General features: G+C 57.0%; 23 protein-coding genes and 1 riboswitch. Of the genes, 7 read left to right on the top strand and 16 right to left on the bottom strand.

What is annotated here, in order from left to right; translation table 11 throughout:
* Positions 1–105 precede the first annotated feature (105 nt).
* Positions 106–2,169, top strand: a complete 2,064-nt coding sequence (locus BMY44_RS12325) for a lytic transglycosylase domain-containing protein (RefSeq protein WP_242650559.1) — start codon at positions 106–108, stop codon at positions 2,167–2,169.
* On the opposite strand, the gene BMY44_RS12320 is transcribed toward BMY44_RS12325, so the two are convergent.
* Together BMY44_RS12320 and mnmC2 are read right to left on the bottom strand one after the other, a co-directional pair.
* Entirely contained in the window at positions 2,166–3,041 is an 876-nt protein-coding gene (locus BMY44_RS12320) for a DMT family transporter (protein ID WP_089995244.1), read from the bottom strand. The two genes, BMY44_RS12325 and BMY44_RS12320, sit on opposite strands and share 4 nt — an antisense overlap.
* On the bottom strand, positions 3,031–3,711 hold the full coding sequence (gene mnmC2 / locus BMY44_RS12315) for a tRNA (5-methylaminomethyl-2-thiouridine)(34)-methyltransferase MnmC2 (protein ID WP_089995241.1): 681 nt from the start codon (positions 3,709–3,711) through the stop codon (positions 3,031–3,033). The genes BMY44_RS12320 and mnmC2 overlap by 11 nt, the downstream gene beginning before the upstream one ends.
* 48 nt (positions 3,712–3,759) lie before the next feature.
* Between mnmC2 and BMY44_RS12310 the strand changes: the two genes are divergently transcribed.
* Positions 3,760–4,797 (top strand): NAD(P)/FAD-dependent oxidoreductase, encoded by a 1,038-nt coding sequence (locus BMY44_RS12310; RefSeq protein ID WP_089995239.1) that lies wholly within the window; start codon positions 3,760–3,762, stop codon positions 4,795–4,797.
* Between the two features lie 27 nt (positions 4,798–4,824).
* Here the strand turns inward: BMY44_RS12310 and BMY44_RS12305 are convergent, their stop codons facing one another.
* On the bottom strand, positions 4,825–5,610 hold the full coding sequence (locus BMY44_RS12305; RefSeq protein WP_089995236.1) for an HTD2 family dehydratase: 786 nt from the start codon (positions 5,608–5,610) through the stop codon (positions 4,825–4,827).
* Between the two features lie 35 nt (positions 5,611–5,645).
* On the opposite strand from BMY44_RS12305, the gene BMY44_RS12300 reads away from it, so the two are divergent.
* Positions 5,646–6,041, top strand: coding sequence for a VOC family protein (locus tag BMY44_RS12300; RefSeq protein ID WP_089995233.1), 396 nt, complete (start codon positions 5,646–5,648; stop codon positions 6,039–6,041).
* Between the two features lies 1 nt (position 6,042).
* Here the strand turns inward: BMY44_RS12300 and BMY44_RS12295 are convergent, their stop codons facing one another.
* On the bottom strand, positions 6,043–6,570 hold the full coding sequence (locus tag BMY44_RS12295) for an NADPH-dependent FMN reductase (RefSeq protein ID WP_089995230.1): 528 nt from the start codon (positions 6,568–6,570) through the stop codon (positions 6,043–6,045).
* A gap of 107 nt (positions 6,571–6,677) precedes the next feature.
* Between BMY44_RS12295 and BMY44_RS12290 the strand changes: the two genes are divergently transcribed.
* On the top strand, positions 6,678–8,333 hold the full coding sequence (locus BMY44_RS12290; RefSeq protein ID WP_423219758.1) for a thiamine pyrophosphate-binding protein: 1,656 nt from the start codon (positions 6,678–6,680) through the stop codon (positions 8,331–8,333).
* Between the two features lie 66 nt (positions 8,334–8,399).
* Here BMY44_RS12290 and bluB read toward each other — a convergent pair whose 3' ends face one another.
* Genes bluB through BMY44_RS12275 form a run of 3 tightly spaced genes read right to left on the bottom strand, consistent with a single transcriptional unit; the run spans position 8,400 to position 9,732 of the window.
* A complete protein-coding gene (gene bluB / locus BMY44_RS12285; protein WP_089995227.1) occupies positions 8,400–9,023 on the bottom strand; it encodes a 5,6-dimethylbenzimidazole synthase in 624 nt (207 codons plus the stop codon).
* Complete coding sequence (locus BMY44_RS12280) at positions 9,020–9,382, bottom strand: Lin0512 family protein (RefSeq protein ID WP_089995224.1); 363 nt, start codon at positions 9,380–9,382, stop codon at positions 9,020–9,022. The genes bluB and BMY44_RS12280 overlap by 4 nt, the downstream gene beginning before the upstream one ends.
* Complete coding sequence (locus tag BMY44_RS12275) at positions 9,382–9,732, bottom strand: Lin0512 family protein (protein ID WP_089997145.1); 351 nt, start codon at positions 9,730–9,732, stop codon at positions 9,382–9,384. Before BMY44_RS12275 ends, BMY44_RS12280 begins: the two co-directional genes overlap by 1 nt.
* 76 nt (positions 9,733–9,808) lie before the next feature.
* Between BMY44_RS12275 and BMY44_RS12270 the strand changes: the two genes are divergently transcribed.
* Positions 9,809–10,825, top strand: coding sequence for an NAD-dependent epimerase/dehydratase family protein (locus BMY44_RS12270; protein WP_089997144.1), 1,017 nt, complete (start codon positions 9,809–9,811; stop codon positions 10,823–10,825).
* Here BMY44_RS12270 and BMY44_RS12265 read toward each other — a convergent pair.
* From BMY44_RS12265 to cobN, 4 genes are all read right to left on the bottom strand, one after another.
* Positions 10,810–11,508 (bottom strand): YrbL family protein, encoded by a 699-nt coding sequence (locus BMY44_RS12265; protein ID WP_089995221.1) that lies wholly within the window; start codon positions 11,506–11,508, stop codon positions 10,810–10,812. The genes BMY44_RS12270 and BMY44_RS12265 overlap by 16 nt on opposite strands.
* A 116-nt stretch (positions 11,509–11,624) precedes the next feature.
* Complete coding sequence (locus tag BMY44_RS12260; protein ID WP_089995218.1) at positions 11,625–12,368, bottom strand: endonuclease/exonuclease/phosphatase family protein; 744 nt, start codon at positions 12,366–12,368, stop codon at positions 11,625–11,627.
* A gap of 176 nt (positions 12,369–12,544) precedes the next feature.
* A complete protein-coding gene (cobO, locus tag BMY44_RS12255; protein WP_089995215.1) occupies positions 12,545–13,153 on the bottom strand; it encodes a cob(I)yrinic acid a,c-diamide adenosyltransferase in 609 nt (202 codons plus the stop codon).
* Between the two features lie 188 nt (positions 13,154–13,341).
* A complete protein-coding gene (cobN, locus tag BMY44_RS12250) occupies positions 13,342–17,040 on the bottom strand; it encodes a cobaltochelatase subunit CobN (RefSeq protein ID WP_089995212.1) in 3,699 nt (1,232 codons plus the stop codon).
* Positions 17,041–17,099: 59 nt separating this feature from the next.
* Between cobN and BMY44_RS18475 the strand changes: the two genes are divergently transcribed.
* Positions 17,100–17,228, top strand: a complete 129-nt coding sequence (locus BMY44_RS18475; RefSeq protein WP_278246576.1) for a hypothetical protein — start codon at positions 17,100–17,102, stop codon at positions 17,226–17,228.
* Between the two features lie 2 nt (positions 17,229–17,230).
* Here BMY44_RS18475 and BMY44_RS12245 read toward each other — a convergent pair whose 3' ends face one another.
* From BMY44_RS12245 to BMY44_RS12235, 3 genes are all read right to left on the bottom strand, one after another.
* The gene (locus BMY44_RS12245) at positions 17,231–17,680 is read right to left on the bottom strand and encodes a GNAT family N-acetyltransferase (RefSeq protein WP_089995209.1); all 450 of its coding nucleotides are present in this window, start codon (positions 17,678–17,680) and stop codon (positions 17,231–17,233) included.
* Positions 17,677–18,732 carry a cobalamin biosynthesis protein CobW gene (gene cobW, locus BMY44_RS12240; RefSeq protein WP_089995206.1) on the bottom strand — a complete coding sequence of 352 codons (1,056 nt, stop codon included), beginning with the start codon at positions 18,730–18,732 and terminating at the stop codon, positions 17,677–17,679. The genes BMY44_RS12245 and cobW overlap by 4 nt, the downstream gene beginning before the upstream one ends.
* 82 nt (positions 18,733–18,814) lie before the next feature.
* Positions 18,815–19,465 (bottom strand): HupE/UreJ family protein, encoded by a 651-nt coding sequence (locus tag BMY44_RS12235; RefSeq protein WP_089995203.1) that lies wholly within the window; start codon positions 19,463–19,465, stop codon positions 18,815–18,817.
* Between the two features lie 111 nt (positions 19,466–19,576).
* A riboswitch (cobalamin riboswitch) is annotated at positions 19,577–19,794 on the bottom strand.
* 247 nt (positions 19,795–20,041) lie between these two features.
* Between BMY44_RS12235 and smc the strand changes: the two genes are divergently transcribed.
* Positions 20,042–23,497: a chromosome segregation protein SMC gene (gene smc, locus BMY44_RS12230; RefSeq protein ID WP_089995200.1), complete on the top strand. Its 3,456-nt coding sequence runs from the start codon at positions 20,042–20,044 to the stop codon at positions 23,495–23,497.
* 29 nt (positions 23,498–23,526) lie between these two features.
* Here smc and BMY44_RS12225 read toward each other — a convergent pair whose 3' ends face one another.
* Both BMY44_RS12225 and BMY44_RS12220 read right to left on the bottom strand, forming a co-directional pair.
* Positions 23,527–24,690, bottom strand: coding sequence for a dipeptidase (locus tag BMY44_RS12225; RefSeq protein ID WP_089995197.1), 1,164 nt, complete (start codon positions 24,688–24,690; stop codon positions 23,527–23,529).
* On the bottom strand, positions 24,687–25,847 hold the full coding sequence (locus tag BMY44_RS12220) for a lytic murein transglycosylase (protein ID WP_089995194.1): 1,161 nt from the start codon (positions 25,845–25,847) through the stop codon (positions 24,687–24,689). The genes BMY44_RS12225 and BMY44_RS12220 overlap by 4 nt, the downstream gene beginning before the upstream one ends.
* Positions 25,848–25,854: the final 7 nt, after the last annotated feature.

Genomic DNA, 25,854 nt, shown 5'->3' with positions numbered 1-25,854 from the left:
ATCGCGCGGACACTAGACGCGATTCTGCCGATTGCCAAGATTGTGCGTGGCTTATTGCGCGGGTGGTATTATCTTGAAGTCATCCCTCGCATAACCGGTGCCTTCATGTTGACTCGCCTCGCCTCTCTTGCCTTGTGTCTGACCCTCGGAGGTGCCGCCATTGCGGATGTCAGCAGCCCGAGTGCTGTCGCCGCAGTCGCCGCAACAGATGATCAGTCGTGGGATACGGCCTATGCTTTGGCTACGGACGACGTCACGCGTGATGTCGTCACTTGGTTGCGCTTGAGAGAGGCAAATCAACCGTTCGACGACTATCGCACATTTCTTGCGTCCCGCAGTGATTGGCCGGGTCTTGACCGGATTTACGAACGTTCAGAGCAGGCCATTCCAAAGGGCGCTGATCCTGAAGCGGTCATCGGCTGGTTTAAAAACAGCGCGCCTCGCACGGGCGAAGGGGCCGTCCGACTTGCAGAAGCTCTGACTGCGACTGGTGAGATTAGCAAGGCAAAAACGGTTATCGAACAGGCGTGGGTCGATCTGCGGCTGAACGAGCGGAGCGAAGCCCTGATCCTCGACACATTTGGCGATGTTGTTGAACCTTTTCACCCCGCAAGGACGGATGCATTGCTTTGGCGTTGGCGCACCGACGAAGCCGCAAGAATGCTCGAAAGGCTTGATGACGATCAAAAGGCGCTGACCATAGCCCGCGTTGGGTACATTCGGAACCAGAACAATCTGCCGCAAAAGCTGGCGGCTGTGCCCGAGGATCTCAAAAATCATCCGGGGCTGGCATATGACCGCTACAATTGGCTGTCTGAACGGGGTCGGCGCGGACAGGCGGTGGCCCTTTTGCTGGAACGGTCTGACAGTGCAGAAGCACTTGGGGAACCGTTCCGCTGGTCTGGCTGGCGTCGTGTCTTGGCGCGTTGGGAAATGCGGGAAGGGCGCGCATTGCAAGCTTATAAGATTGCATCGCAGCATTTCTTGAATGACGGCTCTGCTTATGCTGATCTGGAATGGCTATCAGGCTATATCGCGCTTACATATCTTGATGATCCGCAACTGGCCTTGCGCCATTTCGAAAATGGGGCTGCTGCTGTTGATAGCCCGATTTCGGCCTCGCGCATGGCATATTGGGAAGGGCGTGCCCTGGATATGTTGGGAGGGGATTCCCGTGCGGCTTACACGATTGCTGCACAGCACCAGACAGCCTTCTATGGCCTTCTGGCCGCGGAAAAGCTCGGTCTCTCACTTGATCCGGCGATAACTGGTCAAGACGATCCGACCGACTGGGAGGAAGCCGCATTTCTCGAAGATGATTTGGTACAAGCTGCCTTGATGCTGCTTGAAGCCGGTGAACGCGGCCATGCTGTCACGTTCTTTGTCGCTCTGGGGCGTAGCCTGCCAGAGGACGATCTTGCACGTCTTGGTGCATTGCTTGGCGAATTAGAGGAGCCCTATTATCAGGTCGTCATTGGAAAGTCTGCGGTGACGCAGGGCAGGGTTGTGCCATCCGTCTATTTCCCGATTCATCCGCTTGCAGAGCTGGACTTGCCGGTTGATGCGGCACTGTCTTTGTCGGTGGGTCGACGTGAAAGCGAGTTCAACGCCGGAGTGGGCAGCCCTGTTGGTGCATTGGGGTTGATGCAGCTCATGCCTGCGACAGCTGAAGAAGTTGCGGGATTTCTGGACCTTCCTTACAGCCGCGCCCGGCTGACGGCAGACTGGGAATACAATGCACAGCTTGGAGCAAAGTATCTGGCAATGCTTGAGGAGGAATTCGGCCCGTCGCCCGTTATGATCGCGGCAGGTTACAATGCCGGACCAAGCCGACCCAAGATATGGATGGACGAACGTGGTGATCCACGTGAAGGCACGGTCGATGTGATTGACTGGATCGAACACATCCCGTTTAGAGAGACGCGCAATTATGTCATGCGCGTTACCGAGTCCATTCCGGTCTATGAAGCCAGGCTGACGGGCATTGCAAATCCGATCCGGTTCACCGAATTGCTGATCGGCGAGAAACCTTTGATCCGTCCTCGCGGACGTCCTGAGGTGTCGGCGATCAGCACATCGGACGCGCCGCCAACGCGCGCGGTCGCACGACCAGAGGCACCAGCCGCAATCAGCGGCCCACGCCCGCTTGCGAGGCCTACGGGCAATTAGACTGCTTTCGCAGCCCTCTTGCGGGCCCTGAAGAGCGTGAACAGACCAGCGGCCACAACAATTGCAGCACCGATCGCGACGTGCGTTTCGAGCGTTTCATTGAAAATGAACAGCCCGATCATGCTTGCGAAGACAAGCTGCAGATATGCAAAAGGTTGCACCACATTCGCCTCGGACACCTCATAACATTTGATCAGAAGCCAATGCCCGGTTGCACCAGTGACGCAAAGTGATGCCATCCAAACCCAATCCTGCCGGCTCATCGGTTCCCAGAACCAAAGGCCAACGGCCGTCATGACGATCGCACCGCTTGTTCCTGTCCAGAAAAACGACGTAGCTGCGGTGTCCTTGCGGGCAACGTAGCGCGTCAGAAGGCCGTAAAGCGCGAACATGAAGGCCGACAAAAGCGGCACCGCTGCCGCGGGGGCGAAGACCGTATAGCCAGGCTGCAGAATAATCAGAACACCGATGAACCCGACGCCGATCGCTGCCCAGCGCCGCCATCCGACGGACTCGCCTAGAACAGGCCCCGAAAGGGCCGCGATCAGAAGTGGATAGCACGCAAAGATCGCGTGGCTTTCAACCAGGCCCAGAAGTGTGAATGCAGCAACCATCACGCAGATTTCCGCAGCAAGCAGCACACCTCGGAACGCCTGCAGCACGGGCTGTTCTGTCGCCGCTGCAGCACGGATCGAACCCGTTTTTCGGGTGGCGATGAAGATGACAAATGCCGCGAAGAACCAATAGCGGATCATCACAACCATCAGAACGTTGTATTCGCGGGCAAGGTGCTGAGAAATGCCATCCTGGATCGCAAAGACAAATGTCGTGGCGATCATCAGCCAAATACCCAGCTGAGCGTTACTTTGCATGATGTCGTACTGTGCGGGTCATATGCCTTTTGCGCCCGTATCCGGCAACCCGCTCGACTTCAAAACCCGCGTCGGCAAGGGCGCGTCGAATGTGACCTGCCGCCGAATAAGTCGCCGCCGTGCCGTGTGGTTTTGTGTGTCTGCCCACCGCAAGAAGCAGTTCAGGGTCCCAAAGGGCGGGGTTCTTTGCTGGCGAAAATCCATCGAGAAACCATGCGTCTGCGCGTCCAGTCCATTTCGGGAGAGTCTGTCGCGCATCGCCGATCACAACATCCAGAATGAGTCCTTCCGCGATTTCCGTCGGACCCGCACCAGGTGTCCATGATCCAAGGAGTTCCTTCGCAAGATCTGCAATTTCAGGAAAGGCGTTGAGCGCAGCTTTCATGTCAACAGGTGACATTGGAAACGCCTCGAAAGAGGTGAACCGAAGCTGCCCGTGCGCACCCGCTGTGACCCAAGCATTCCACGTCACGAGAAAATTCAAACCTGTGCCAAACCCCAGTTCGGCAATATCAAATGCTCCGCCAAAACGTGCTGGCAAATCATTACCACCAAGAAAAACATGCCGTGTTTCCGCCACCCCATCATCAAGCGAAAAGTAAGGATCGTCGAACTGCGTCGCTATTGGAACGCCGCCTTTCCACGTCAGGTCTGCCGTCTGGTCCATCATCTGGAAATACCTTAGAGATCAGCACCATGAATACGAGGGCTGTGGGAAATGGCAACGGCTGATGTGACGGTAATAGGGGCGGGCATCTTCGGTCTGTCAATCGCCTACGCCTGTGTTCTTCGTGGTGCAAAGGTGCGCGTCATTGATCCGGGCGGCGTTGCTGCTGGCGCAAGCGGCGGGATCGTCGGGGCGCTTGCCCCGCATGTGCCGGAACAATGGAATGCAAAAAAGGCCTTTCAATTTGAAAGCCTGTTGCAAGCGTATTCCTTTTGGGCGGACGTCGAAGAGACGACCGGGATGCAGACTGGATATGTCAGGTCCGGCAGAATCCAGCCTCTTGCAGATGATGCCGCTGTGGCACTTGCCCGCCAACGTGCCGAAACGGCGCAGGCCCTCTGGCAAGGAAAGGCCATCTGGGAAGTCATTTCAGCGCCGAAAGTGAGTTGGTCACCCCAATCTCGGACCGGCCTTGTCATTCGCGATACGCTTTCCGCCCTGATCCATCCGCGCAAGGCTACAAGCGCGCTTGCGGCGGCGGTGATCGCAAAAGGAGGCGATATTGCCACGACAGACCGGTGCGAGGGTCGCATTGTCTGGGCGACCGGATGGCAGGGTCTTGTCGAAATAAATGCCGGACACCCGCGCCTGATTGGAAACGGGGTAAAGGGCCAGGCGGCGTTGTTCGATTTCGACGCGTCAGGCGAGGCGCAGCTCTATGCGGACGGTCTGCACATCGTCCCACATTTGGACGGGACAGTCGCTGTCGGATCGACATCCGAACGCGACTTTGGGGAGGCTGACAGCACAGATTACCTGTTGGATGACGTAATATCGCGTGCGAGAACAGCGTTTCCAGTTCTTGAAAATGCGCCAGTCATCAGCCGATGGGCCGGTGTGCGACCACGTAGCCGATCGCGCGCGCCCATGCTTGGCCAGCATCCTTTTCGACCGGGCGAATTCGTCGCCAACGGTGGATTCAAGATCGGTTTCGGTATGGCCCCGAAAGTCGGGGATGTCATGGCAGACCTCGTTCTTGACGGACGTGTTACCTATCCAGAGGCATTCGACGTTACCGCATCGCTTTAGACCGACAGTCGCATGTGTTCTCGAATTTCAGCGCGCCTGGCCAGACATGCAAAGCCTGCCATTTGCGCCGCGCGCCCAGACCGCGCCATCTTTCCAACAGTAGGTGACCTCTTCTCCCGCAATCACTGGAGATGTGGCGCGGTAGGTGAATTCTGTCAGGTCTCCCTGCTGCCGCTCTGCAAGTCCCATTAACATATGGGCGTGAAGCGGGCCGTGCACCACAAGGCCATCATAGCCTTCGACATTCCGGGCGTAATCGACGTCATAGTGAATTCGGTGCCCGTTAAAAGTCAGCGCCGAATATCTAAAAAGCTGGGTCGCATCGTATCGCACGGTTTCGGCGGCGCTTTCCCCTGTTGGGGCGGTTGGCGGTTCTGTCATCGTGGTAATCTCGTCTGGGCGATAAACAAGTTCCTGCCACTCGCTTAGCACCAATGACGCGCGTTGTCGGATATCGTGTCTGACGCGTACGAATGCCAACGGGCCAGATCGTCCGTCCTTGCGCACGACATTCTCAATATGGCTTGCGCGTTCTGCACGTGCACCTGCAAAGAGTGGCCGATGAAAAACCAGCTTTCCTGCCGCCCACATTCGACGTGGCAGGCCCATGTCGGGAATGAAACCGCCCACCGCCGGATGTCCGTCGCGCCCGAGTTTGTCAGGCGTCTGTGCGTCCCAGAAATAGATTTGATGAAAGAACGGCGGCAATCGGTGACCAAATTCAATCGTTGGCATCTGACCGAGTGTTGCCTGAAGCGCTCTTGCACGCGCAACATCCATGACATCGGTTTCAATACGGGTATGGTCGGACATGAAACCAACTTGCAACAGCACGAAAGGACGTGCAAATGCCACGCATTACAGGACTGGACCACCTTGTCCTTACCGTTATGGACATCAAACGCACGCTCGCGTTCTACGGTGATGTTCTGGGAATGCAAGCTGACGTCTTTGAGGCGGCGGATGGCACGCTTCGGACTGCATTGCATTTCGGATTACAGAAGGTCAATCTCCATCAGGCCGATGGACCGTTTGCGCCGCACGCAGAAGTGCCGATGCCCGGAAGTGCGGATCTATGCTTTCTTACCGACATTCCCTTGATGGACTGGATCGCGCATCTGGCATCGCATCAGGTTTTGATCGAAGAAGGCCCGGTTGCACGCACTGGCGCAACCGGACGGATCAACTCGATTTACGTGCGCGACCCAGATGGCAACCTGATCGAGATCGCAGTCAAAGTTTAGCTTAGGTCATGGCCTTTAGCGCATCCATCAGTTCGCGGAGTAGCTTTTCATAGTTCTCAGGCAGACGACCGTTTTCGTCGAAGGCAGATTGGCTGGATGCGACCAATACTTCGGGGCCTTGAAGAATTCGTGGCCGGAACGGCACCATGCAAAGGCGCAACGCGAACTGGGTACGTTCACCGCCCGCGCGGCCCGCTGCAGCAGACATGATCGCGACCGGCTTGTTGTTCCATGGCGATCCATCGGTTCTGCTGACCCAATCCAGCGCGTTTTTCAGAACACCGGAAATGGATTTATTGTATTCCGGCGTTGAGATGATCACCGCGTCGGCCACGTCGATCTGTTTGGCAAGCGCCATGACCCCAGGCGGGATACCTTCGGATTCTTCGACGTCGCCGTTGTAAAGCGGGAGGTTCAGGTTGCCTTCCACGAAAGTTTCGGCACCATAAATTTCGGCCGCCGCGCGGATCAGTTTCGTGTTGGTAGAGGCTTTGCGCAGTGATCCTGAAATTCCAAGAAGTGTGCTCATGATCGGGTGTCCTTATCGCTGGGTTGGATCGTTACATAAAACGACAGGCTGGCTTGTCTACGTCAGCAGGCGCGGGCAAGGTGTGCGCAAATGCGAAAGGTTGGATGATGATGCGGCATGGCGGGAAAATCCTGAGCGATCAGTTGGTCAAATTGGGTGTGCGCCGCGTCTTTTCGGTCCCGGGAGAAAGCTTTCTTGCCGCGCTCGACGGGCTCTATGACAGTGGCATTCCAAACATCGTCTGCCGTCACGAAGGCGGTGCCGCGATGATGGCCGAGGCCTATGGCAAGATGACGGGTCAACCCGGCGTTTGTTTCGTTACACGTGGGCCGGGGGCGTGCAATGCCTCTGCCGGTATCCATGTGGCGATGCAGGATAGTACCCCGATGGTGCTGTTCGTGGGGCAGATCGATAACCGGCAGACGGACCGCGAGACGTTTCAAGAAGTTGATTACAAACAGATGTTCGGCGGCCTCGCCAAATGGGTCGCACAAGTGGACACGACCGAGCGTTTGCCTGAATACATCGCGCGGGCGTTTCGTATGGCAATGTCGGGACGGCCCGGGCCTGTGGTGCTTGCGCTGCCGGAGAATATGCTCAGCGGGCAAGCGGATGTTCCGGATTTTACGGGTGATCCCGGGCACGATCATGCCAGCACAATTGAAAGTGCAGAGACACTGGTTGCGAAACTTCAAAGGGCAAAGCGCCCTTTGATTGTCGTGGGAGGAACGCATTGGTGTGACAGGGCTGCAAGAGACCTGGCAAGATTTGCAGAGCAGATGAATTTGCCTGTCGTGACCGCGTTCCGCAGGCAGGACTATATGGACAACCGCCATCCGAACTTTGCTGGTGATCTGAATGTCGGCATCAATCCCAAGCTTGCCGCCCGCGTCAGGGAAACAGATTGCCTGTTGTTGTTGGGAACCCGGTTCGGGGATATCGTCACGCAAGGTTATTCGCTTGTTGACCCAGCAAGACCGGGCAAAACCATCCTGCATGTCCATGCAGACGCGAATGAAATCGGACGCGTTTATGGGCCAGATCATGGGTGGTGCAGTCGCGCCGATCAGGCGATCGGTCATCTGGCCGCCATCGGCGGCTTTGCCGGTGATTATGGCGATTGGACTGCCTCAGCGCGCGCCGATTATGAGGCATGGATCACGCCGCAAACGAGTCCGGGTGCCTGCAAACAGGAAGTCATCATCAAATGGCTTTCCGACAACCTCCCCGATAACGCCATTCTTACCAACGGTGCGGGCAACTATGCCGCGTGGCTGCATCGTTATTTCGTCTACAAGCAATACGGCACGCAGCTGGCCCCGACGTCCGGCTCAATGGGCTATGGCTTTCCCGCTGCCATCGCAGCGTCCCTCGAACACCCTGACCGCCAAGTCGTCTGCCTTGCAGGGGACGGCTGCATCCAGATGACCATCAATGAAATGTCCACCGCCATCCAGCACGGCGCCAAACCCATCGTGATCGTGATGAACAACGGGCGTTATGGGACCATTCGGATGCATCAGGAAAAAACCTACCCCGGGCGCGTTTCGGGCACGGAACTTGCCAACCCCGACTACCCGGCACTTGCAAGAGCGTATGGTGGCTTTGGTGCCTTGGTGGAAAAATCCGAAGATTTTCCCGCGGCTTTCAAGGCCGCCCAAGCCGCAGGCACTGTTGCGATTATTGAGTGTCGGATCGATCCAGACGCCCTGTCGACGGGGCAGACGCTGAGTGGGGTCCGCGCAGCGTCGGTTTCAGGTTGAACGACATTTCCTGTCGAAAATGGCGTGCCTCCGGCGGAAGTTTGATTGGACAAAGAAAGACGGAGCTTAGCGTCTTTCCCAACGTGTCGCGCTATTGGCCTGCCAGCCGTTGCGATCAAGAAGAGGCGTGTCGTCCTCCTCTGCGGCGTATCCGATACAAAGATATCCGGTCAGCATCCACGTATCCGGCACCGCAAGTACGTCACAGACTACTGCAGGATCGAGGATCGACACCCAGCCGACGCCTATGTTTTCAGCGCGCGCGGTTAACCAGAGCGTATGGATCGCTGTGACCGTCGAATATTGCAGCATTTCAGGCATTGACTGGCGCCCAAGTCCATGGCCCGCCTCAACCGCAAGATCCGTGAAGACCGCGAGTTGAAGAGGTGCCTCTTGCAGCCCGGCGAGTTTCAGCGCGACGTAATTTTCCCGGCGGTCTGGTGTGTAAATGTCCGCTGCATCGGCATTCGCGCTCTCGAAATTGGCGATGATTGCTTTGCGAGCGTTTTGGCTTGCAACCTCGATTACGCGCCATGGCCGTGCGTTTCCAACTGAAGGTGCGAAGTCCATAGATTTCTGCAGCGTGTCCCGAATCCTGTCTGGGAGTTGATCGGGGCGGAAATGACGCACATCACGCCGCCATTGCAGAATGTCGGCGAGCGCGTCGCGATGGGGTTGGGTCAGCTTCACGCAAGCCGCCACTTGCCTGTTTGATCAGGCAGGAACGCTTCGACTGCCGCCGTGGCGATGACAGCGGTTTCACCGGTTTCCGGATTGTTTACATTCAGTCCGCCCTTGGTGACCGTCACGGTCGCCTTGCCGCGCGGAAGAAGGCTTGTAAGGTATTCTGCATCGACCCTCTCAGGATCCTGCACGCCGACGGTGACCGCCACCTGCATGATTGCATGGTCCAGACCGGTGCTCTCGAATATCGGCAGCGTGGAATGGCGAATGGCATCTTCGATCGCGCGGGCGGCGGCCTTGGTATAGTCCTGCCCGTGCAGGTCATTGCCCATGCCCATTTCGATGATGATACGATGGTCTGCCATCACACCGGTTCCATCATGAATGACACGGATAGCGCGACGTTGGCAATCACGGTCGGTTTGCCGTTGCCATCGGGTCGTGGAATATCGAGACCGCCGGAAACAGCGCGGATCGCAGGCTGCCCATATGGAAAAATGTCTTTCAGGCTTTCGGTATCGACTTTGTCGGGCTGTTGTACACCGATTTCGACGTCAATGATCATGGTCTCTTTTTCAAATCCGAAAAGCTCTGCCATGTTGATCGAGTTGTGCCATAGTGCATCTTGTAGTGCCCGCCGTGCGGCCTCGGTGTAGTCTTGACGGCGCAGCGACGTGCCCATCCCAAATTCGGTCAAGACGCGATGTTTTGGCATGAAACCCATCCTCTGCTGGTGGTGTTTTGGAACTATCGCTGGCATCAGTGGGATGTTCAATCCATCGGGGGAAGACATGTCAGAAAAACGCACGGTCCTCGTGACCGGATCAGCGGGCTTTATCGGATACTGGCTCTCGACGCTTTTGCTGCAGCATGGGTTTCGTGTTGTCGGCCTTGATGCGATGACGGACTATTATGACGTGCAGCTGAAAGAGCGGCGACACGCCATGCTGCTTCAGAATGCCGGTTTTTCCGCGCATATCGGGGCCGTTGAAGATATGGATTTCGTCAGTGATCTCGTGTCGCGCGAGCAGCCTGAGATCATTGTCCATCTCGCCGGGCAGGCGGGTGTGCGCCATTCGTTGGACGCGCCGCGAGACTATGTGACCGCGAACCTTGTCGGCACGTTCAACATTATCGAGGCAGCGAAACAGCAGGCAGTCGACCACCTTCTGATGGCGTCGACATCTTCGGTCTACGGGGCGAACACCAAGATGCCCTATGCCGAAACGGATAAGGCCGATAGCCAGATGTCGTTCTATGCTGCGACGAAGAAGGCAAACGAAGCGATGGCGCATTCTTATGCCCATCTTTACGATCTGCCTGTGACGATGTTCCGTTTTTTTACGGTCTACGGACCGTGGGGCCGTCCTGATATGGCGCTTTTCAAATTTACCAAAGCGATCCTGAATGGCGATCCGATCGATGTTTACAACCATGGACAGATGCAGCGCGATTTCACCTATGTCGCTGACCTTGTAGAGGGAATCCGGTTGCTGATCGACACCGTACCACAAAGGCTGGACAGGGTGCCCGATGGTGACAGTTTGTCACCAGTCGCACCTTTCCGGGTCGTTAATATCGGTAATGCTTCACCTGTTGCGCTCGGCGACTACATCGCGGCAATCGAAGAGGCGACGGGACGTGTGGCAACGAAGAACTTCATGGACATGCAACCCGGTGACGTTCCAGCGACCTGGGCCGATACGTCCTTGTTGAAGACTCTGACCGGGTACCAGCCAAAAACAGATGTGCGCACTGGCGTGGCGGCATTTGTAGATTGGTATCGGGAATACTACGACGTCAGCTGATATTGCCGTTTCGCTGGGTTCCAGCGCAGGCCGGCCACCTTCTTTGATCGTTTGAAACAGTCGTCCATGCCGAGACGCCGCACTTTTTCCGATATCGAGCGGATCGTGATGGCAAATCGGTCGCCAAAGCCGTCGACCAAGACCCACTGTTTGTCGGTCATCTGACCATGTGTGCCGAGATGACGATGCCCGTAGACGAAATTGGCCGGCCCAAAGTCTGCGCCACAGATGGAAACTTCGTAAAGATGCGCGACGAACCCGTTCAGGCGGTCAAGATCATCTGCGCCGAACGTTCCGTGCTTTACCATCTGCTCGAGCGTTGGCGCGTTGTTGCCAGCCCCGTCGGTGACGCGTTCCGTGATACCGCCCATCCCCAAATTGGTTGCCGTAAAGCCGTAAAGATGCGTGATCGGCGGTACGAAACCGGTCTCGTCCATATGGGCAAACATCAGGCGCTGGTATTCGTCATACTGCTTCACAGTCGAGCGATAGCGGGTCTTTGGAAAATATCGCTGTGTCAGATGGCCGAAGGTCCAGCGATTGAATTCGTCGGTGTGTCGCGGCTTAAGGACTTTGATGAGAAGGTGTTGGTTGTGTGGATGCACATAGACCGTACGCTCTCCACCCTCTGCAACTTTTGCAGCGGGATCGAGGTGAATGATGGCTGACGATCCGGAACTCATGGTGCTGGGGGATACGCATTTGGTGAATGGCGTTCAATGTCGAACTTGGGCGGACAGCCTCACGCCGGTATGTGCAGCCATTCCCAGATGCGCGAATTGAGCGCTGTCTTGGGCCCTCAGGCGGTTACGTTCGCCACGACTGCGGCATGGTCGCTGACGCCGAACTCTAGCCTGACGTCAGACGCGGCGTATTGATCCTGTGTAAACACATAATCCACCATGAACCTGTCAAAAAGCTTGGAAAGCTCAGGATCATCGCCAGCCCGATGTAGGTCGCGATCAAGACTTGTGTGATACGTCCCCGGCACTGTGTCTGTGTAGTGCTCGCATAATAGGTCATACAGCTCATTTTCCTGACGCGGGATATTCATATCGCCGCAGAGGATATGGGGCGGCAACTCTTTCAGGTGCGCGAGCAGTTTGAGCATATCGTTCTTCTGGTGGATATCGGCGGTTTCGCCGGACTTGTTCCAGGTGAAATGGGTCGCCACGAGGTTGATGTCACCGATTTCGACATGCAGCGCGACATGAGAGATAGAGTTTCGCTTGTCGTCTTTGACGAAGGGAACGATATCGGGATTTGCACGATAATAGTAATGCGGATGCGAAATATGCCGCTGCCGCGTTGCGACAAGAACGCCCTCTTGGAAAACTTGGCCTTCCTGCGTGCGGATCATCATCGGCGCGAAACTGGTGTGATAGCCAAGATCAGAAAGTGTATACGCAAGAAAATCAGGCGCTTCGAGGAGTGCGATCATTGTGGGGTTTTCGCGGATCAGGAACGGCAGAATGCGATCCAGATGGCGCGCGCCTTCGACATTCAGCGAGATCAGTTTATTGATATTCGTGCCGTCGAACATGCGTGTCGTCCAAGTGAGATTACGTCCTTCTTATGGCGATATCAGAACTTTTGTGCGGCTGGCCAGAGCAGGCGTCGCTTATGCGTGGACGGATTACGAAAAGGGTGCCCATTGTTTCCAACCCACCGGCAATTAACGCATTTTTCTGTGTGCGGTCGGGTCCGGCACTGTTCTGCCTAGAATTCCACGCCGATCTGCGCTTTGATTCCTGACCGGAACGGATGTTTGACCAGTTCCATTTCGGTGACGAGGTCAGCAAGTTCGATGATATCTTCATGAGCATTACGGCCGGTTAGAACCACGTGGGTCATCGCCGGCTTGTGGTTTCGCAGGAATTCGACGACTTCGGCCGCTGACACGTAGTCGTATCGGATCGCGATATTGATTTCGTCCAGCAAAACCATGTGGTTCGTTTCGTCGAGGATCAACTCTTTCGCCTTGGCCCAGGCTGCCTGTGCCATCTCGGTATCGCGGGATTTGTCCTGTGTTTCCCATGTGAACCCTTCGCCCATGGTGTGAAATGCGCAGATATCGGTGAATTTCGATAGAATCAGATCGCGTTCACCTGTGCTCATCCCGCCTTTGATGAATTGCACGACCGCACATTTCATATCGTGCGCGATGCAACGGAAGATCATGCCGAAAGCGGCAGAAGACTTGCCTTTGCCCTTGCCGGTATGGACGATCACAAGACCTTTCTTGTCGGTCTTGGTTGCCATGATCTTGTCACGCGCAGCCTTTTTCTTGGCCATTTTCATCGCGTGGCGGTCTGTGTCGTCGCTCATCTGGTTCTCCGGGCGTTGTGATTTGGCAACTCTAGGTCAGTTCGGTGAAAAGGTCAGGTTTTTTCCCATATGCGCGGATTCGCATTGGCGCTATCGGAGAACCAAGAAACGTGGGGCAGGGCTATGAAATATTTCGCATTGGTGTGTTTTTTCACTTATTTTGGTGTGGCAGCAGTGGCTGCAGGTATCTAAAGCAGCCCCGCGATACGCGCACGTGCCGAATTCGATTTCGGTTGCCAGAGATTGCGATCAATTGCTTCCTGTAGCCTTTGCGCAATCTCCCTGAGTGCCGGTGCGTTATGTTCCGCGATGAATGTGCGCGTGTCATCGTCCGCGATGAACGCTTCTTCGCACAAATCGAAGTGGTGGTTTTGCACAGCACCAGTCGTTGCCGCAAAAGCGAAGAGATAATCGACAGTTGCCGCGATTTCGAACGCCCCCTTGTAGCCGTGCCGCTTGACGCCAGCGATCCATTTCGGGTTCACAGCGCGGCTACGCACAACGCGTCCGATTTCGTCATCAAGTGTGCGGATCAATGGGCGCTCCGGTCTTGAATGATCGTTATGATAGATGGGGCGATCTTGCCCCTGGATCGTTGATACTGCTGCGGCTGCTCCGCCTTCGAACTGGTAATAATCATCGGAATCAAGGACGTCGTGTTCGCGATTATCCTGATTTTGCACGATTGCCTCGGTTTGCGAGAGCCGTTGCGTAAAGGCTTCTCTCGCTCTGCGTCCTTCCTGTTTGGCCCCATAGGCGTAAGAGCCCCATTCAAGGTAGGCTTCGGCGAAGTCTGATCGATCCGACCAGATCCGTTCGTCAATCAATGCTTGCAGACCTGCGCCGTAGGCACCGGGTTTGGATCCGAAGATGCGTGCTGTATCTTCTCCGCTTCTGGCGCGCGCGGCAGCGGGGTTGAGTTCGGACGGTTCGTCGAGCTGCTGAACGGCTTGCGCGGCTGAATCGACGAGAGCAATCAACTGCGGGAACGCATCGCGGAAGAAACCTGAAATGCGCAAGGTCACGTCGACGCGCGGACGACCAAGAACGGACTGCGGCAAAATCTCAAATCCCGTCACGCGCCGGTTGGCGCTGTCCCACTGTGGTTTCACGCCCATCAGGGCCAATGCCTGTGCGATGTCGTCGCCGCCTGTACGCATGTTCGCCGTGCCCCATGCCGTTAGTAACATGCTGCGCGGCCAGTCGCCCTGATCCTGCAGGTGCTTTTCGATCAGAAGGTTTGCGGATTTCCATCCCAGCGCCCAAGCCGTCGGGGTCGGGACGGCCCGGCTGTCGACAGAATAGAAGTTCCTTCCAGTCGGGAGTGTGTCAAGGCGCCCCCGCGTGGGTGCACCGGATGGACCCGGGTTGACGAATTGCCCTGCGAGGGCGGTGAGGAGACCCGCGCCTTCTTTCGGGCCACATGCGCGGATTGCCGGAAGGATCGTTTCTTGGATTTCTGCAAGTACGGGGGGAGACGCGCGGCATGCGCCGACGCCCCTCCCGCCGTCCCGTACTAGTCTTTGGCTTAATATTTCGAGCCGCTCGACGGTGTCACCTTGTGTGCGCCAGATACTGCCGTCGGCCAATTCTTCCGGTTTTTCTGTCGCGGGCGCGGCCAAGTCGCAATCAAGTGGGTCGCTGCTGATCCCCAGGTCCTGAGCAAGGGCGCGCAAGAGCGATGCATTCCGGCCCTTTCCATCGCCGCGCGGGACGCGCGCCAAAGCGATTGCGAGATTTATTTCGAGTTCATCTGTAGGCGATTGGCTGAAGATGTGCAGCCCGTCGCGAATTTGCGCTTCCTTGAGTTCACACAGGTATGCATCAAGCTTTGCGAGGTCTGTATCTTCTTCACCGGTAAATCTTGCATCCTTGGACAGGCCGCTGACCTCGGCAAGAGACATGATTTCCCGCCTGAGGTGTTTGACCCGGCGCGGATCGACTCCTGCGGCTTCGTAGTATTCGTCGACGAGTGCTTCGAGGTCGCGCAACGGTCCGTAGTTTTCCGCCCGCGTGAGTGGCGGTGTCAGATGGTCGATAATGACAGCAGACGTGCGCCGTTTTGCCTGTGTGCCCTCGCCGGGGTCATTGACGATGAAAGGATAGGCATGTGGTACGGGCCCAAGGATCGCTTCGGGCCAGCATTCATCTGAAAGCGCTACGGCCTTGCCTGGCAGCCATTCGAGATTGCCGTGCTTTCCCATGTGCACGATGGCATTTGCATCCCAATGGTGACGTATCCAGAAATAGAATGCGAGGTAGTTGTGCGGTGGAACAAGGTCGGGAGCGTGGTACGTTTCGGTGGGGTCGATATTGTACCCCCGCGCTGGTTGCACACCGACGATAACATTGCCGTATCTGTGAATTGAGAGCTTGAAGCCCTTTTCGTCTTGCGGACCCTCCGGGGGAAGTTTGATTGGACAAAGAAAGGGATCATCTTCCGCATTGCCCCAGCGGTCCGTGATCTGTTGCTTGAGTGCCCATGGCAGTGCGTTGAAGTGGGCATTGTAAGTCGCGAGAGTGAGCGTTTCCCCGCCTTCGGTTTCTGCGCGGTCCGTCAGCCAGTTTGTCGGGCCTGACAGGATCTGATCCATCAGGGCCTTGCTGTCGTCAGGAGGGCTGACCGAATATCCGTTAGCCTTGAGAAGCTTGAGCACTTCGATCGTCGCAGCTGGTGTGTCCAGCCCAACACCGTTTGCAAGCCGTCCGTCCTTGTTCGGATAGTTGGCCAGAACAAGCGCGACATTCTTTTTGTGATTTGATGTTTGACGCAGGCACGCCCAGTTTCGTGCGAGTTGCGTCACAAAGTCGATCCGGTCGCCTCGCGCCTGATAGGTCGCAATCGGGCATTCGGTTTCGGTGTCAAAGAAGGCTTCGCCCTTGAAGCTGATTGCCCGGGACAGAATGCGCCCGTCCACTTCCGGTAGGGCGACGTTCATGGCGATGTCGCGTGCGGAAAGCCCTTGCGGGTTATCCGCCCATGCGTCCTCTGACGTTCCGGAAAGAATAACCTGGAATACGGGCGCGTTGTTGACCACAAGCGGGTTTTCGACCGGCCCGTCCCCGTCATGTGGGGAGCCAACCGCGAAAGCGGTGCAGTTCAGGATGACATCCGGGGATTCCTGATTGAAGAGTGATTGCAAGGTTGCAACGCTTACCGGGTCCTTGAGGGAAGCGACAAAAACCGGCATCGGGTTCAGCCCCGCGCGCAGAAGTGCGCGTGTCAGCTTGTTGATTGGGCTTAGTCCGCCGCCTTGCACAAGCGCACGATAGAAAATGATCGGAACGATCGCCGCATCTGCTGTCCATTCAGATCTTGCTGCAGCCATGTCTGCAATGCCTGCACCGGGCCAGTAAATGCCGGCCCGCAAGAGCGGGGCAGGTGCTTGCGCTGTATGCGTGCCATTGATGAGGTCCGTTGCAAAGTGCAGGAAGTTGGTCGCATTCTGTGGACCGCCTTCCACAAGATATGCCCAGAGTTGATCATAGGCGTCGTTATCGATCGTGGAGAGGGCGCGCAGTTCATCATCGGGTTTGTCATCGCCGGGCAATGCGGCAAAAGGGATGCCGGCTGCGTGAAGCCGCGCCGCGTATTGGGTCAGCCCGTATCTCCAATAGCCCGCACCACCAAGAATGCGCGCGATCACGAGTCGGGACTTGGTCGCGCAGTCGTCGAGGTGCAGATCGACTGACATCGGATGCTGAAGATGCATCATATTGGCCAGCCGCAAGGTTGGTGGCGCTGTCATTTCCGCGCGTGCCGCCGAGAGTGCGGCAAGTTCTGTGTCAGCCGCCGAGATAAAGACAACATCGGCTGGTGTCTGCCCTAGGTCGACAGGTTCGTCACCGTCGGTGATCGCGCCGGGCGTAGCAGCCAGAAGGTGCATCAGACGGGAACCTTTTGCGCAGTGCAGTGGTTTTTCAGCCAACAAACAACGGGTGCATCATGACGAAATCCAAGAAGCCTGCAGACATTCAGGGCAAACCGCTTGACCGGCCAAACGAAGGCAAGAACAAGACAGCCACCGACGAGCGCAAAGGGAAACCAATGCGCGGCAGGGATGAAGACGATTGATCTCAAATCGGTTTCTCCATGAAAATCGATGATTTGGCGTCCGCGTATTGCCCGAAAGGCCCACAATCAACGAAACCGTGCCGCCGATAGAGCCGATGTGCTGCGTGCAGAACGTTCCCGGTTTCGAGTTTGAGCACAGGAAGGCTTAGCTCTCTGGCCTGATCCTCGATCTGCCGCAGGACAGCGCCCGCAATGCCGCGCCCACGGGCAGTATCTGCAACAAACATGGATTTGACTTCGCCGTAAGTTCCGTAGGACTTCAACGCACCGGTTCCAAGGATCTGATCACCCTCGCGCGCGCCGAAAAACCAGATATCGTCAGCGATCAGATCTGCGATATCAAGGTAGAAGTTGTCCTCTGGCGGGAAGAGCGACTGCATCAAGGCGTGGCTTTGCTTGAGAAGTGCTGTTGCCTGAGGGTCGCGCGGGTCGGTGAGGGTGACGATGATCACTGTAATGCCCTTGTGATTGCCTCCGCATCAAGACCTGTTTCACCGATCACAACCAGACGCGTTTCACGCGGTCCTGTCAGCGGACCGTCGAAGTAGGTGTCAACACGCGGGCCGACGGCTTGCAATGTCAGGCGCATGGGTTTGCCGGAAACGGCAGCGAATCCTTTGAGCCGAAGGATGTTATGTGAGCGAATGACGTCTGCGACCTGATCGGCGAACGCTTTGGCATCGCTGATTTCTGGTCGGGTGACAACGAAGCTTTGGAATTCATCATGACCGTGATCGTGTTCATGATTATGGTCGTCATGGTCATCTTCGTGGTGATGATGGTGGTGGACTTCGTGGCGACTTTGCAGATTGTTCTCTGCGCCGATCCCCTGACCCAGTAGAACATCGACCGGCAGAACGCCCATCGCCGTCTTCACGACCTGCACACCCGGACGGCATGTCGATTTCAGTCGTTCTGTCAGATCGTCTGCTTCCGGCGCTTCCAGAAGGTCGGTTTTGTTGACGACGATCATATCGGCGCAGGCGATCTGGTCTTCAAACAGTTCGGAAAGCGGGGTTTCGTGATCGAGGTTTTCGTCCTGAGCACGCTGTGCATCAACCGCTGCGACATCATGGGCGAATTGGCCGTCTTGAACGGCACGTCCGTCGACAACAGTCACGACCCCATCGACTGTCACTTTTGTAGAAATACCGGGCCAGTTGAATGCCCGTACCAATGGCTGCGGCAATGCAAGACCGGAGGTTTCGATCACGATATGGTCTGGCTTGTCTTCGCGGGCGAGCAGCTTTTCCATGGTCGGAATGAAATCATCCGCAACTGTGCAACAGATGCAGCCATTGGACAGTTCGACGACGTCCTCTTCCCGGCAGGTTTCGTTGCCGCAGCCTTTCAGAATATCCCCGTCGACGCCAAGATCACCGAATTCGTTGATGATCAGAGCAATCCGTTTGCCTTTGGCATTCTGTAGCATGTGGCGGATCAAGGTAGTCTTGCCGGCACCGAGAAAGCCGGTGACGACGGTTGCAGGGATCTTGGCGGGCATAGGCAATACCTGTGATGAAGCTTCAAAAAGGAATGACGACCCCAAAGGGTCGCCATACGACGTTTTGTGTGGGGCGTTGCGCCTAAGCCGCGGCCGTGATCATTGCCACAAGCGGGCCTTCGACGATTTCCAGTGCCAGGAACACGCCAACGCCAGCAACCATGGCACCAACAAGACGGGCATTGATTGCAGTTGCGTCACGGGCGCCAAGAAATTTTTCAACGGCATAGCCTGCTCCGATAGCAATTGCGTATTGCAGGGCGGCCAATCCGATGAAGTAACCCAGCATCACGGCACCGCCGACGCCACCTTCCTGACCGGCGATCGAGGCACCGAAAGCAGCACCATGAAACAGACCAAACCCGGCGAAGAGCGCCATTGCCGGCACGACAGTCAGGGCACGTCCCGACAGGACGATGCCGCCGAGCACGATCAGTGATGCAACAATCACGCCTTCGGTCAGTGGCAGGACAAATCCGATTGTCGTCAGCGCACAGCCTGCCAGCATTGCGCCGATATAGGCGGCAGGTGCCATAAAGCGTCGTGCCGTGAAGAATGCTGCAATTCCCATTGCCAGAACGAAGAACAGGTGGTCGAACCCGAGCAGCGGGTGGCCGACGCCAGACAGAACGCCATGGGCGAATGTTTCCATCGGCATCCCGTTCAACGGATGGTGCGCAAGTGCAGGTGATGCAGCCAGTGTCAGGCCTGCGGCGGTAAGAAGTCGTTTCATGTCTGTCCCCTTCGGTTCAATTATCAAAGGGGGTCTTCGAGCGAGGTGGCCAAACATCTGGTCTGGCTTACCCTCACGGAACACCCCGTCCGTATTCAAGGCCGGACGCGGTTTGCGCGCCCGTGCATGGCTGGTCTCCTGGCTGGTGGGTCATCATGTGCTGCCAGCCTTCCCGGTTGCCCAGTGACTTTGATCGGCAGTCCACTCACCACGTACAGTCGCGGGGGCGGCTGTGGTTTGAGGCCCCCTGATTGGATCGGCCCGTCCACATTCCCATTTGATCCCCGATGCTTTGCACCATGTGGGGAACCATACATCATTGTTGTGCGCTTTTGTCGCCGTGCTTGCAAGATTGAATCCGACTGCGCAGAAGCGGATTGCGGCGCACATTTAATCTGTCGTTGCCTCCGGCGGAAGTTTGATTCGACAAAGAAAGACATCTGGTTTGCCCCAAAAAGAGCGATATCTTGTGGATAATTCGCCGGATTCGGGCATATCCGGTGTGCTTGCGTTGACTCTTGTCACTTTGGGTTGCGATGCTTCGAGCAGAGCAGAATCAACTGAGGCAAAAGAGCATTGCGCTTTTCCCGACTCCGACTGAATGGCTTCAAGAGCTTTGTCGATCCGACTGACCTGATCATTGCCGATGGCTTGACGGGTGTCGTCGGACCAAACGGCTGTGGCAAGTCGAACCTTTTGGAGGGATTGCGCTGGGTGATGGGCGAGAACCGTCCGACCGCTATGCGTGGTGGAGGGATGGAGGACGTGATCTTTGCGGGGGCATCGACACGTCCGGCCCGTAATTTCGCCGAAGTTTCGCTGGTCATCGACAATACTGAACGGCTGGCACCGGCGACCTTCAATGACAGTGACCTGCTTGAAATCACCCGTCGCATCACGCGCGATGCCGGGTCCGCCTACAAGGTCGGGGCGAAGGATGTCCGTGCGCGCGATGTGCAAATGCTTTTTGCGGATGCATCAACTGGCGCTCATTCACCGGCGCTTGTGCGCCAAGGCCAGATTTCAGAGCTGATCAACGCAAAGCCGAAAGCCCGCCGCCGTATCCTCGAGGAAGCAGCGGGCATATCCGGACTTTATCAACGTCGTCATGAAGCAGAATTGAAGTTGAAGGGAGCCGAGACCAATCTGACCCGCGTCGATGACGTCGTTGAACAGCTTGCGTCACAGTTGAACCAGCTTGCCCGGCAGGCCCGCCAGGCTGCCCGCTACCGGGAGATCGGAGATGCGCTGCGCAAGGCTGAAGGCATGTTGCTTTACCGGCGCTGGAAAGAAGCTGATGAGGCGCTGGCGGCTGCCGCAGCGCAATTGCGTGAACGCACGACGTCTGCCGCACAGGCGGAGAGCGCAGCACAGGCCGCTGCCAAAGCGCGCGCAACAGCTGAGGAAGCCTTGCCACCGTTGCGCGAGGAAGAGGCTATCGCAGCGGCCGTACTTCAGCGTTTGCAGGTGCAGCGCGATACGTTGACCGATCAGGAAACCCGCGCGCTGCAGACCATTGAAACTTTGCAGGCCCGGATTGACCAACTTACCCGTGATATCGAACGCGAGTCCGGTTTGAACAAGGACGCGGGCGAAACCATCGCCCGTCTGGAATGGGAAGCCGGCGAACTGGCCAAGGCTGGCGAGGGTCATGATGCGCTGCTTGAGACTGCAAAGCAGGCTGCTGCCGAAGCGGCGCAAGTGCTGCAGGAGCGGGAAGCAGACCTTTCACAGATGACCGAAGATGTTGCCCGGCTCGCGGCCCGCCACCAATCGGCACAACGCCTGCTTGATGACAGCCGGACCACTTTGGAGAAGAACGAAGGGGAAGCCGCACGCGCGAAGTCTGCGATGAACGATGCGCAGGCCGCATTGGAAAAGGCGGAGTCAGATTTCACTGCGGCAGGCGAAGCGGAAGCTGCAGCAAAGAAAGCGGCAACGGCCGCCGACGCCGAACTGGTCGCTGCCGAAGCTGCACGTGCTGAAACACAGGCCCGCGAGAGTGATGCGCGCGCCCAACGTTCCGAAGCGGAAGGGGAGGCCAATGCGCTGCGCGCCGAAGTGGCGGCCCTCGCACGTCTGGTTGAACGTGATACCGCAGAGGGCGGTCAGGTTCTGGATCTTCTGAAGGTCGATGCCGGCTACGAAAAGGCACTGGGCGCGGCCTTGGCCGATGATCTTCGTGCCCCTGCTGTCGGCCCGTCTGCCGCATCGGGATGGGCCACGCTCCAGCCCTATCTGACGGCGCAAGCCCTGCCTGACGGGGTCATGCCGCTGACCGAGTTCGTCGAAGTGCCCGATGTTCTGCAGCGGCGCATGAATCAGGTCGGTCTTGTAAAGCAGGAAGAAGGCGCGCAGTTGCAGGCTGTCCTGAAGCCGGGTCAGCGTCTTGTTTCGATTGAAGGAGACGTCTGGCGCTGGGACGGATTCCGTGCGGCGTCAGAAGACGCGCCATCGGCAGCGGCGTTGCGGCTGCAGCAGCTTAATCGCCTTGTCGAATTGAAGCGTGATTTGGAAGAAATTGCAGCCACAGCCGAAGGGGCCGCAAGGGCGCATGAGGCGCTGACTGTCCTTTTGGGCAAACAAACAGAGGCCGATCATGCTGCCCGGCTGGCGCGTCGCGCGGCAGACCAGCAGGTTGCTGATGCCAATCGTGCCGCCTCGAGGGCGGAAGCTGACCGAAATCTAGCGCAGGGCAAACTGGAATCACTGAGCCTTGCAGTAAAACGACACACGGATGAATCGGTCACGGCGCGTCGCGCGTTGGTCGATGCCGAAAAAGCCATCGCTGAGCTTGGCGATATTGATGTCGCACGCAATGCCGTTGAAGACATCAAGATGACAGTCGAAGCGGCGCGGATCACGATGATGTCACGTCGTTCTGCCCATGACGAAGTCCGTCGCGAGGGCGAAGCGCGTCTGAAGCGGTCACAAGAGATCACGAAAGAAATTTCTGGATGGAAGCACCGTCTTGAAACCGCGAACAAACGTACGTCGGAACTGGTCGAGCGCAAGGAAACTTCTGAAAACGAGTTGAGTGAAGCTGTAGCGGCACCCGAAGAAATTGCGGCCAAACGCGCCGAGCTGGCAGATGCAATCGATGAAGCCGAGGCGCGGCGGAAGCTGTCCGCTGATGCGTTTGCTGCTGCCGATACGGAGCTGCGCAAGGCGTCCAACGACGAACGCGACGCGGAACGGCTTGCGTCAGAGGCCCGCGAGGCGCGGGCCCGGTCCGAAGCGCGTGCCGATGCCGCTAAGGAGACAGTGGCCGCCGCGGCGGAGCGGATCATGGAGGCGCAGGAGGTCACACCCGCTGACCTGCTCGAAAGCCTTGGCGTGGTTCCTGACGATATGCCTGACGCGGAAAGAATCGAGGCGCAGGTCAACACCTACAAGCGACAGCGTGATGCGCTGGGCGCTGTGAACCTGCGTGCGGAAGAAGACGCCAAAGAGGTCCAGGAAGAGCATGACGCCCTTGTCAGTGAAAAGGCCGATCTGGAATCGGCGATTGCAGCGTTGCGTACAGGGATTGCCAGCCTGAACAAGGAAGGGCGCGAAAGGCTTCTGACCGCGTTCGAACAGGTGAACGAAAACTTCGGACTTCTTTTCAAGCATCTTTTCGGCGGCGGTGAAGCAAAACTGGTTCTGGTTGAATCTGACGATCCGCTTGAGGCTGGATTAGAGATCATGTGTCAGCCGCCGGGTAAGAAGCTGTCGACGCTTAGCCTGTTATCGGGTGGTGAGCAGACGCTGACAGCACTGGCGCTAATCTTTGCGGTGTTCCTGGCCAATCCTGCACCAATCTGCGTGTTGGACGAAGTTGATGCCCCGCTGGACGATGCGAACGTGACGCGGTTCTGCGATATGCTGGACGAAATGACGCGTCGGACTGATACCCGGTTCCTGATTATCACGCACCACGCGGTCACGATGTCGCGGATGGACCGCCTGTTTGGGGTGACGATGGGCGAACAGGGTGTGTCGCAGCTTGTTTCCGTTGACCTCAAGAAGGCTGCTTCGATGGTCGCGTGATAGCGTTCCCTTTTCGTCGAATCTGACCTTTATTCAGGTAACCTTTCGCGCAAAACGCGCAGCATGTTCTCTCCCATTACCTTCCGGATTTGTCGTTCGCTGAGGCCTGCCACAATCAATGCATGCGTGATGGCTGAGAGTTCTGATGTATCTAGTGCCGTCGTGACGGAGCCGTCAAAGTCCGAACCAAGGCTAACGTGATCTTCACCGACAAGCGCAATTGCGGCGGCGATCGTGGTTGCGATACCCGCCGGGCTATCGTCGCAAAGGACATCCGCCCAATACCCGATCGCGATGACGCCACCTGTTGCCGCGATGTCTTGCATCAGGTCATCGGTATAGTTGCGTTTGACCGGACAAACCGAATGAACTCCCGTGTGGCTGACAACGATGGGCATTTCCGTCATCGCAAGGACATCTCGGGCGACTTGCGGCGAGGAATGCGCCACATCGAGGATCAAGTTGTTCGATTGCACTTCGCGGACGACGGCCTTGCCGAATTCCGTAAGGCCTTCATCGTCTTTGCCATGCAGCGAACCACCAAGCGCGTTATCAAAGAAATGATGCAACCCGATCATTCGGTAACCCGCGTCCGTCAAGCGTTGCAGGTTGGCAAGATCGGCCTCGAGTGCGTGTCCGCCTTCGATTCCAAGTAGGCCTCCGACAATCAGTTCGCCAGAGGCCCGCCGCGCAAGCAGGTCTTCAAGGTCCGACTTTGACTTGATTATGCGAAGAGTGTCGGTGTCCTGCGCAAACTGATCCAGTTTTTCGGCCTGATACAGCGCGCGTTCAAACAAGCTACCCCAGGTCCGCGGTGGCCAAAGCTGACCCATGGCAAGCAACGTAATGTTGTCCGTCGTGACACTTGCGTTGCTGTGATAGTTTTGCCCGGCTGGGCTTTTGGTCACAGCGGTGAACATCTGAATCGCGACATTCCCTTCAAGCAGGCGCGGAATATCGACATGGCCGCGGTCACTGCGCCGCGTCAGATCGCGTTTCCAGAGCAAGCTGTCCGCATGCCAGTCCCCGATGACCAAACTGCCGTGCAGGGATCGGGCGTCTGCGCTGACGGGGTAGGGGTCGTGACTACGTACTGCGTTGCGTTCGGCTTCGACATAGCCCGGCGCGAAGATAAAGAACGCAACAAGTGCCAGCACAACAATGCCTGCAAGGAGCCGAATTGTCGTTTTCATAATTGCTCCATAAATTCACGGGTCGGCCAAGCATCAGCCGGAAGACCCAAGCGCTGCTGTTCTTTCTGAACGGCCTCACGAGTCTTCGCACCCAGAATTCCGTCGATCCCGCCGACGTCGTATCCAAGGTTGGCAAGTTTTTGTTGTAGGATTGTGATCTGCTCTCCTGTCAGCGCTGGCGCGGGATTACCTGCATTGTAGACCTCGGCCCCTTCCAAACGGGTTCCGAAGTATGCAGCTGTCAGCACGTAGACAAAGCTTTGATTCCACTCGAAATAGACGTCGAAATTTGGATAGGCTAGAAACGCCGGACCATTGCGCCCCATCGGCAGGATGACACGCGCTTCAATGTTCAGCGGAATATTACCTTGGGTAGGCGTCACGCCCAACGCGATCCAATCTTCAGTCGGTTTTGGGTGATTAAGTCCTGTCTCGAACCAATCGAGATCGCTCGGGACGCGGACTTCCTGAAGCCACGGTTCATTTGGTCGCCAGCCCAGATTGGACAAAACGTTTGCACCTGAAATCAGTGCATCAGGTGCAGAAGTCTTGAGCCGGACCTGACCATCGCCATCGCCATCCATTCCATATTCGATAATGTCGCGTGGCAGCATCTGGACCTGACCGATCTCCCCTGCCCAAGCCCCTGTTGTTGTGGCCGGATCAAAATTCCCGGTGCCCATCAGTTCAATCCCAGCGATCAATTGCGGGCGAAACAGCTCGGGCCGCCGGCAATCATGTGCGAGCGTCAGGAGCGCATTGCGCGTATTGAAATCGCCTTGCACAGCACCGAAATCGGTCTCGAACGCCCAGAAGGCAAGAATAACGCCGCGCGGAATTTCGAACTCTTGCTCAATCCGCGAAAAGATCGCGTCATACTGCGCACTATTGGCTCGTGCTGCTGCAATTCTGTTCCGACTGATTAGCCTTCTGGAAAAGTCGATGAAATCGCGTTGGAAAACCGATTGCGAGCGGTCTGCCCGCAAAACGTTCGGGTCAATCGCCGCCCCTTTGAAAAATCTTTCTACGGTATCGGCGGGCAGGCCTGCGGCGACAGCCTCTGCCTTGATCCCGGAGATGAACTCGGGAAGCGAGCCGCCACAGGTTTGGGCTATCCCGCCGGTCGCGAAAAGGTAAAAGGCTAGTGCAAGGCGCATTCAAGGC

This window comes from Cognatiyoonia koreensis, from assembly GCF_900109295.1.
In the GTDB taxonomy this organism is placed as follows: Bacteria; Pseudomonadota; Alphaproteobacteria; order Rhodobacterales; family Rhodobacteraceae; genus Cognatiyoonia; species Cognatiyoonia koreensis.
The sequence above is the reverse complement of the archived record's forward strand: the minus strand, read 5'-3'. Positions and strand labels throughout refer to the sequence as shown.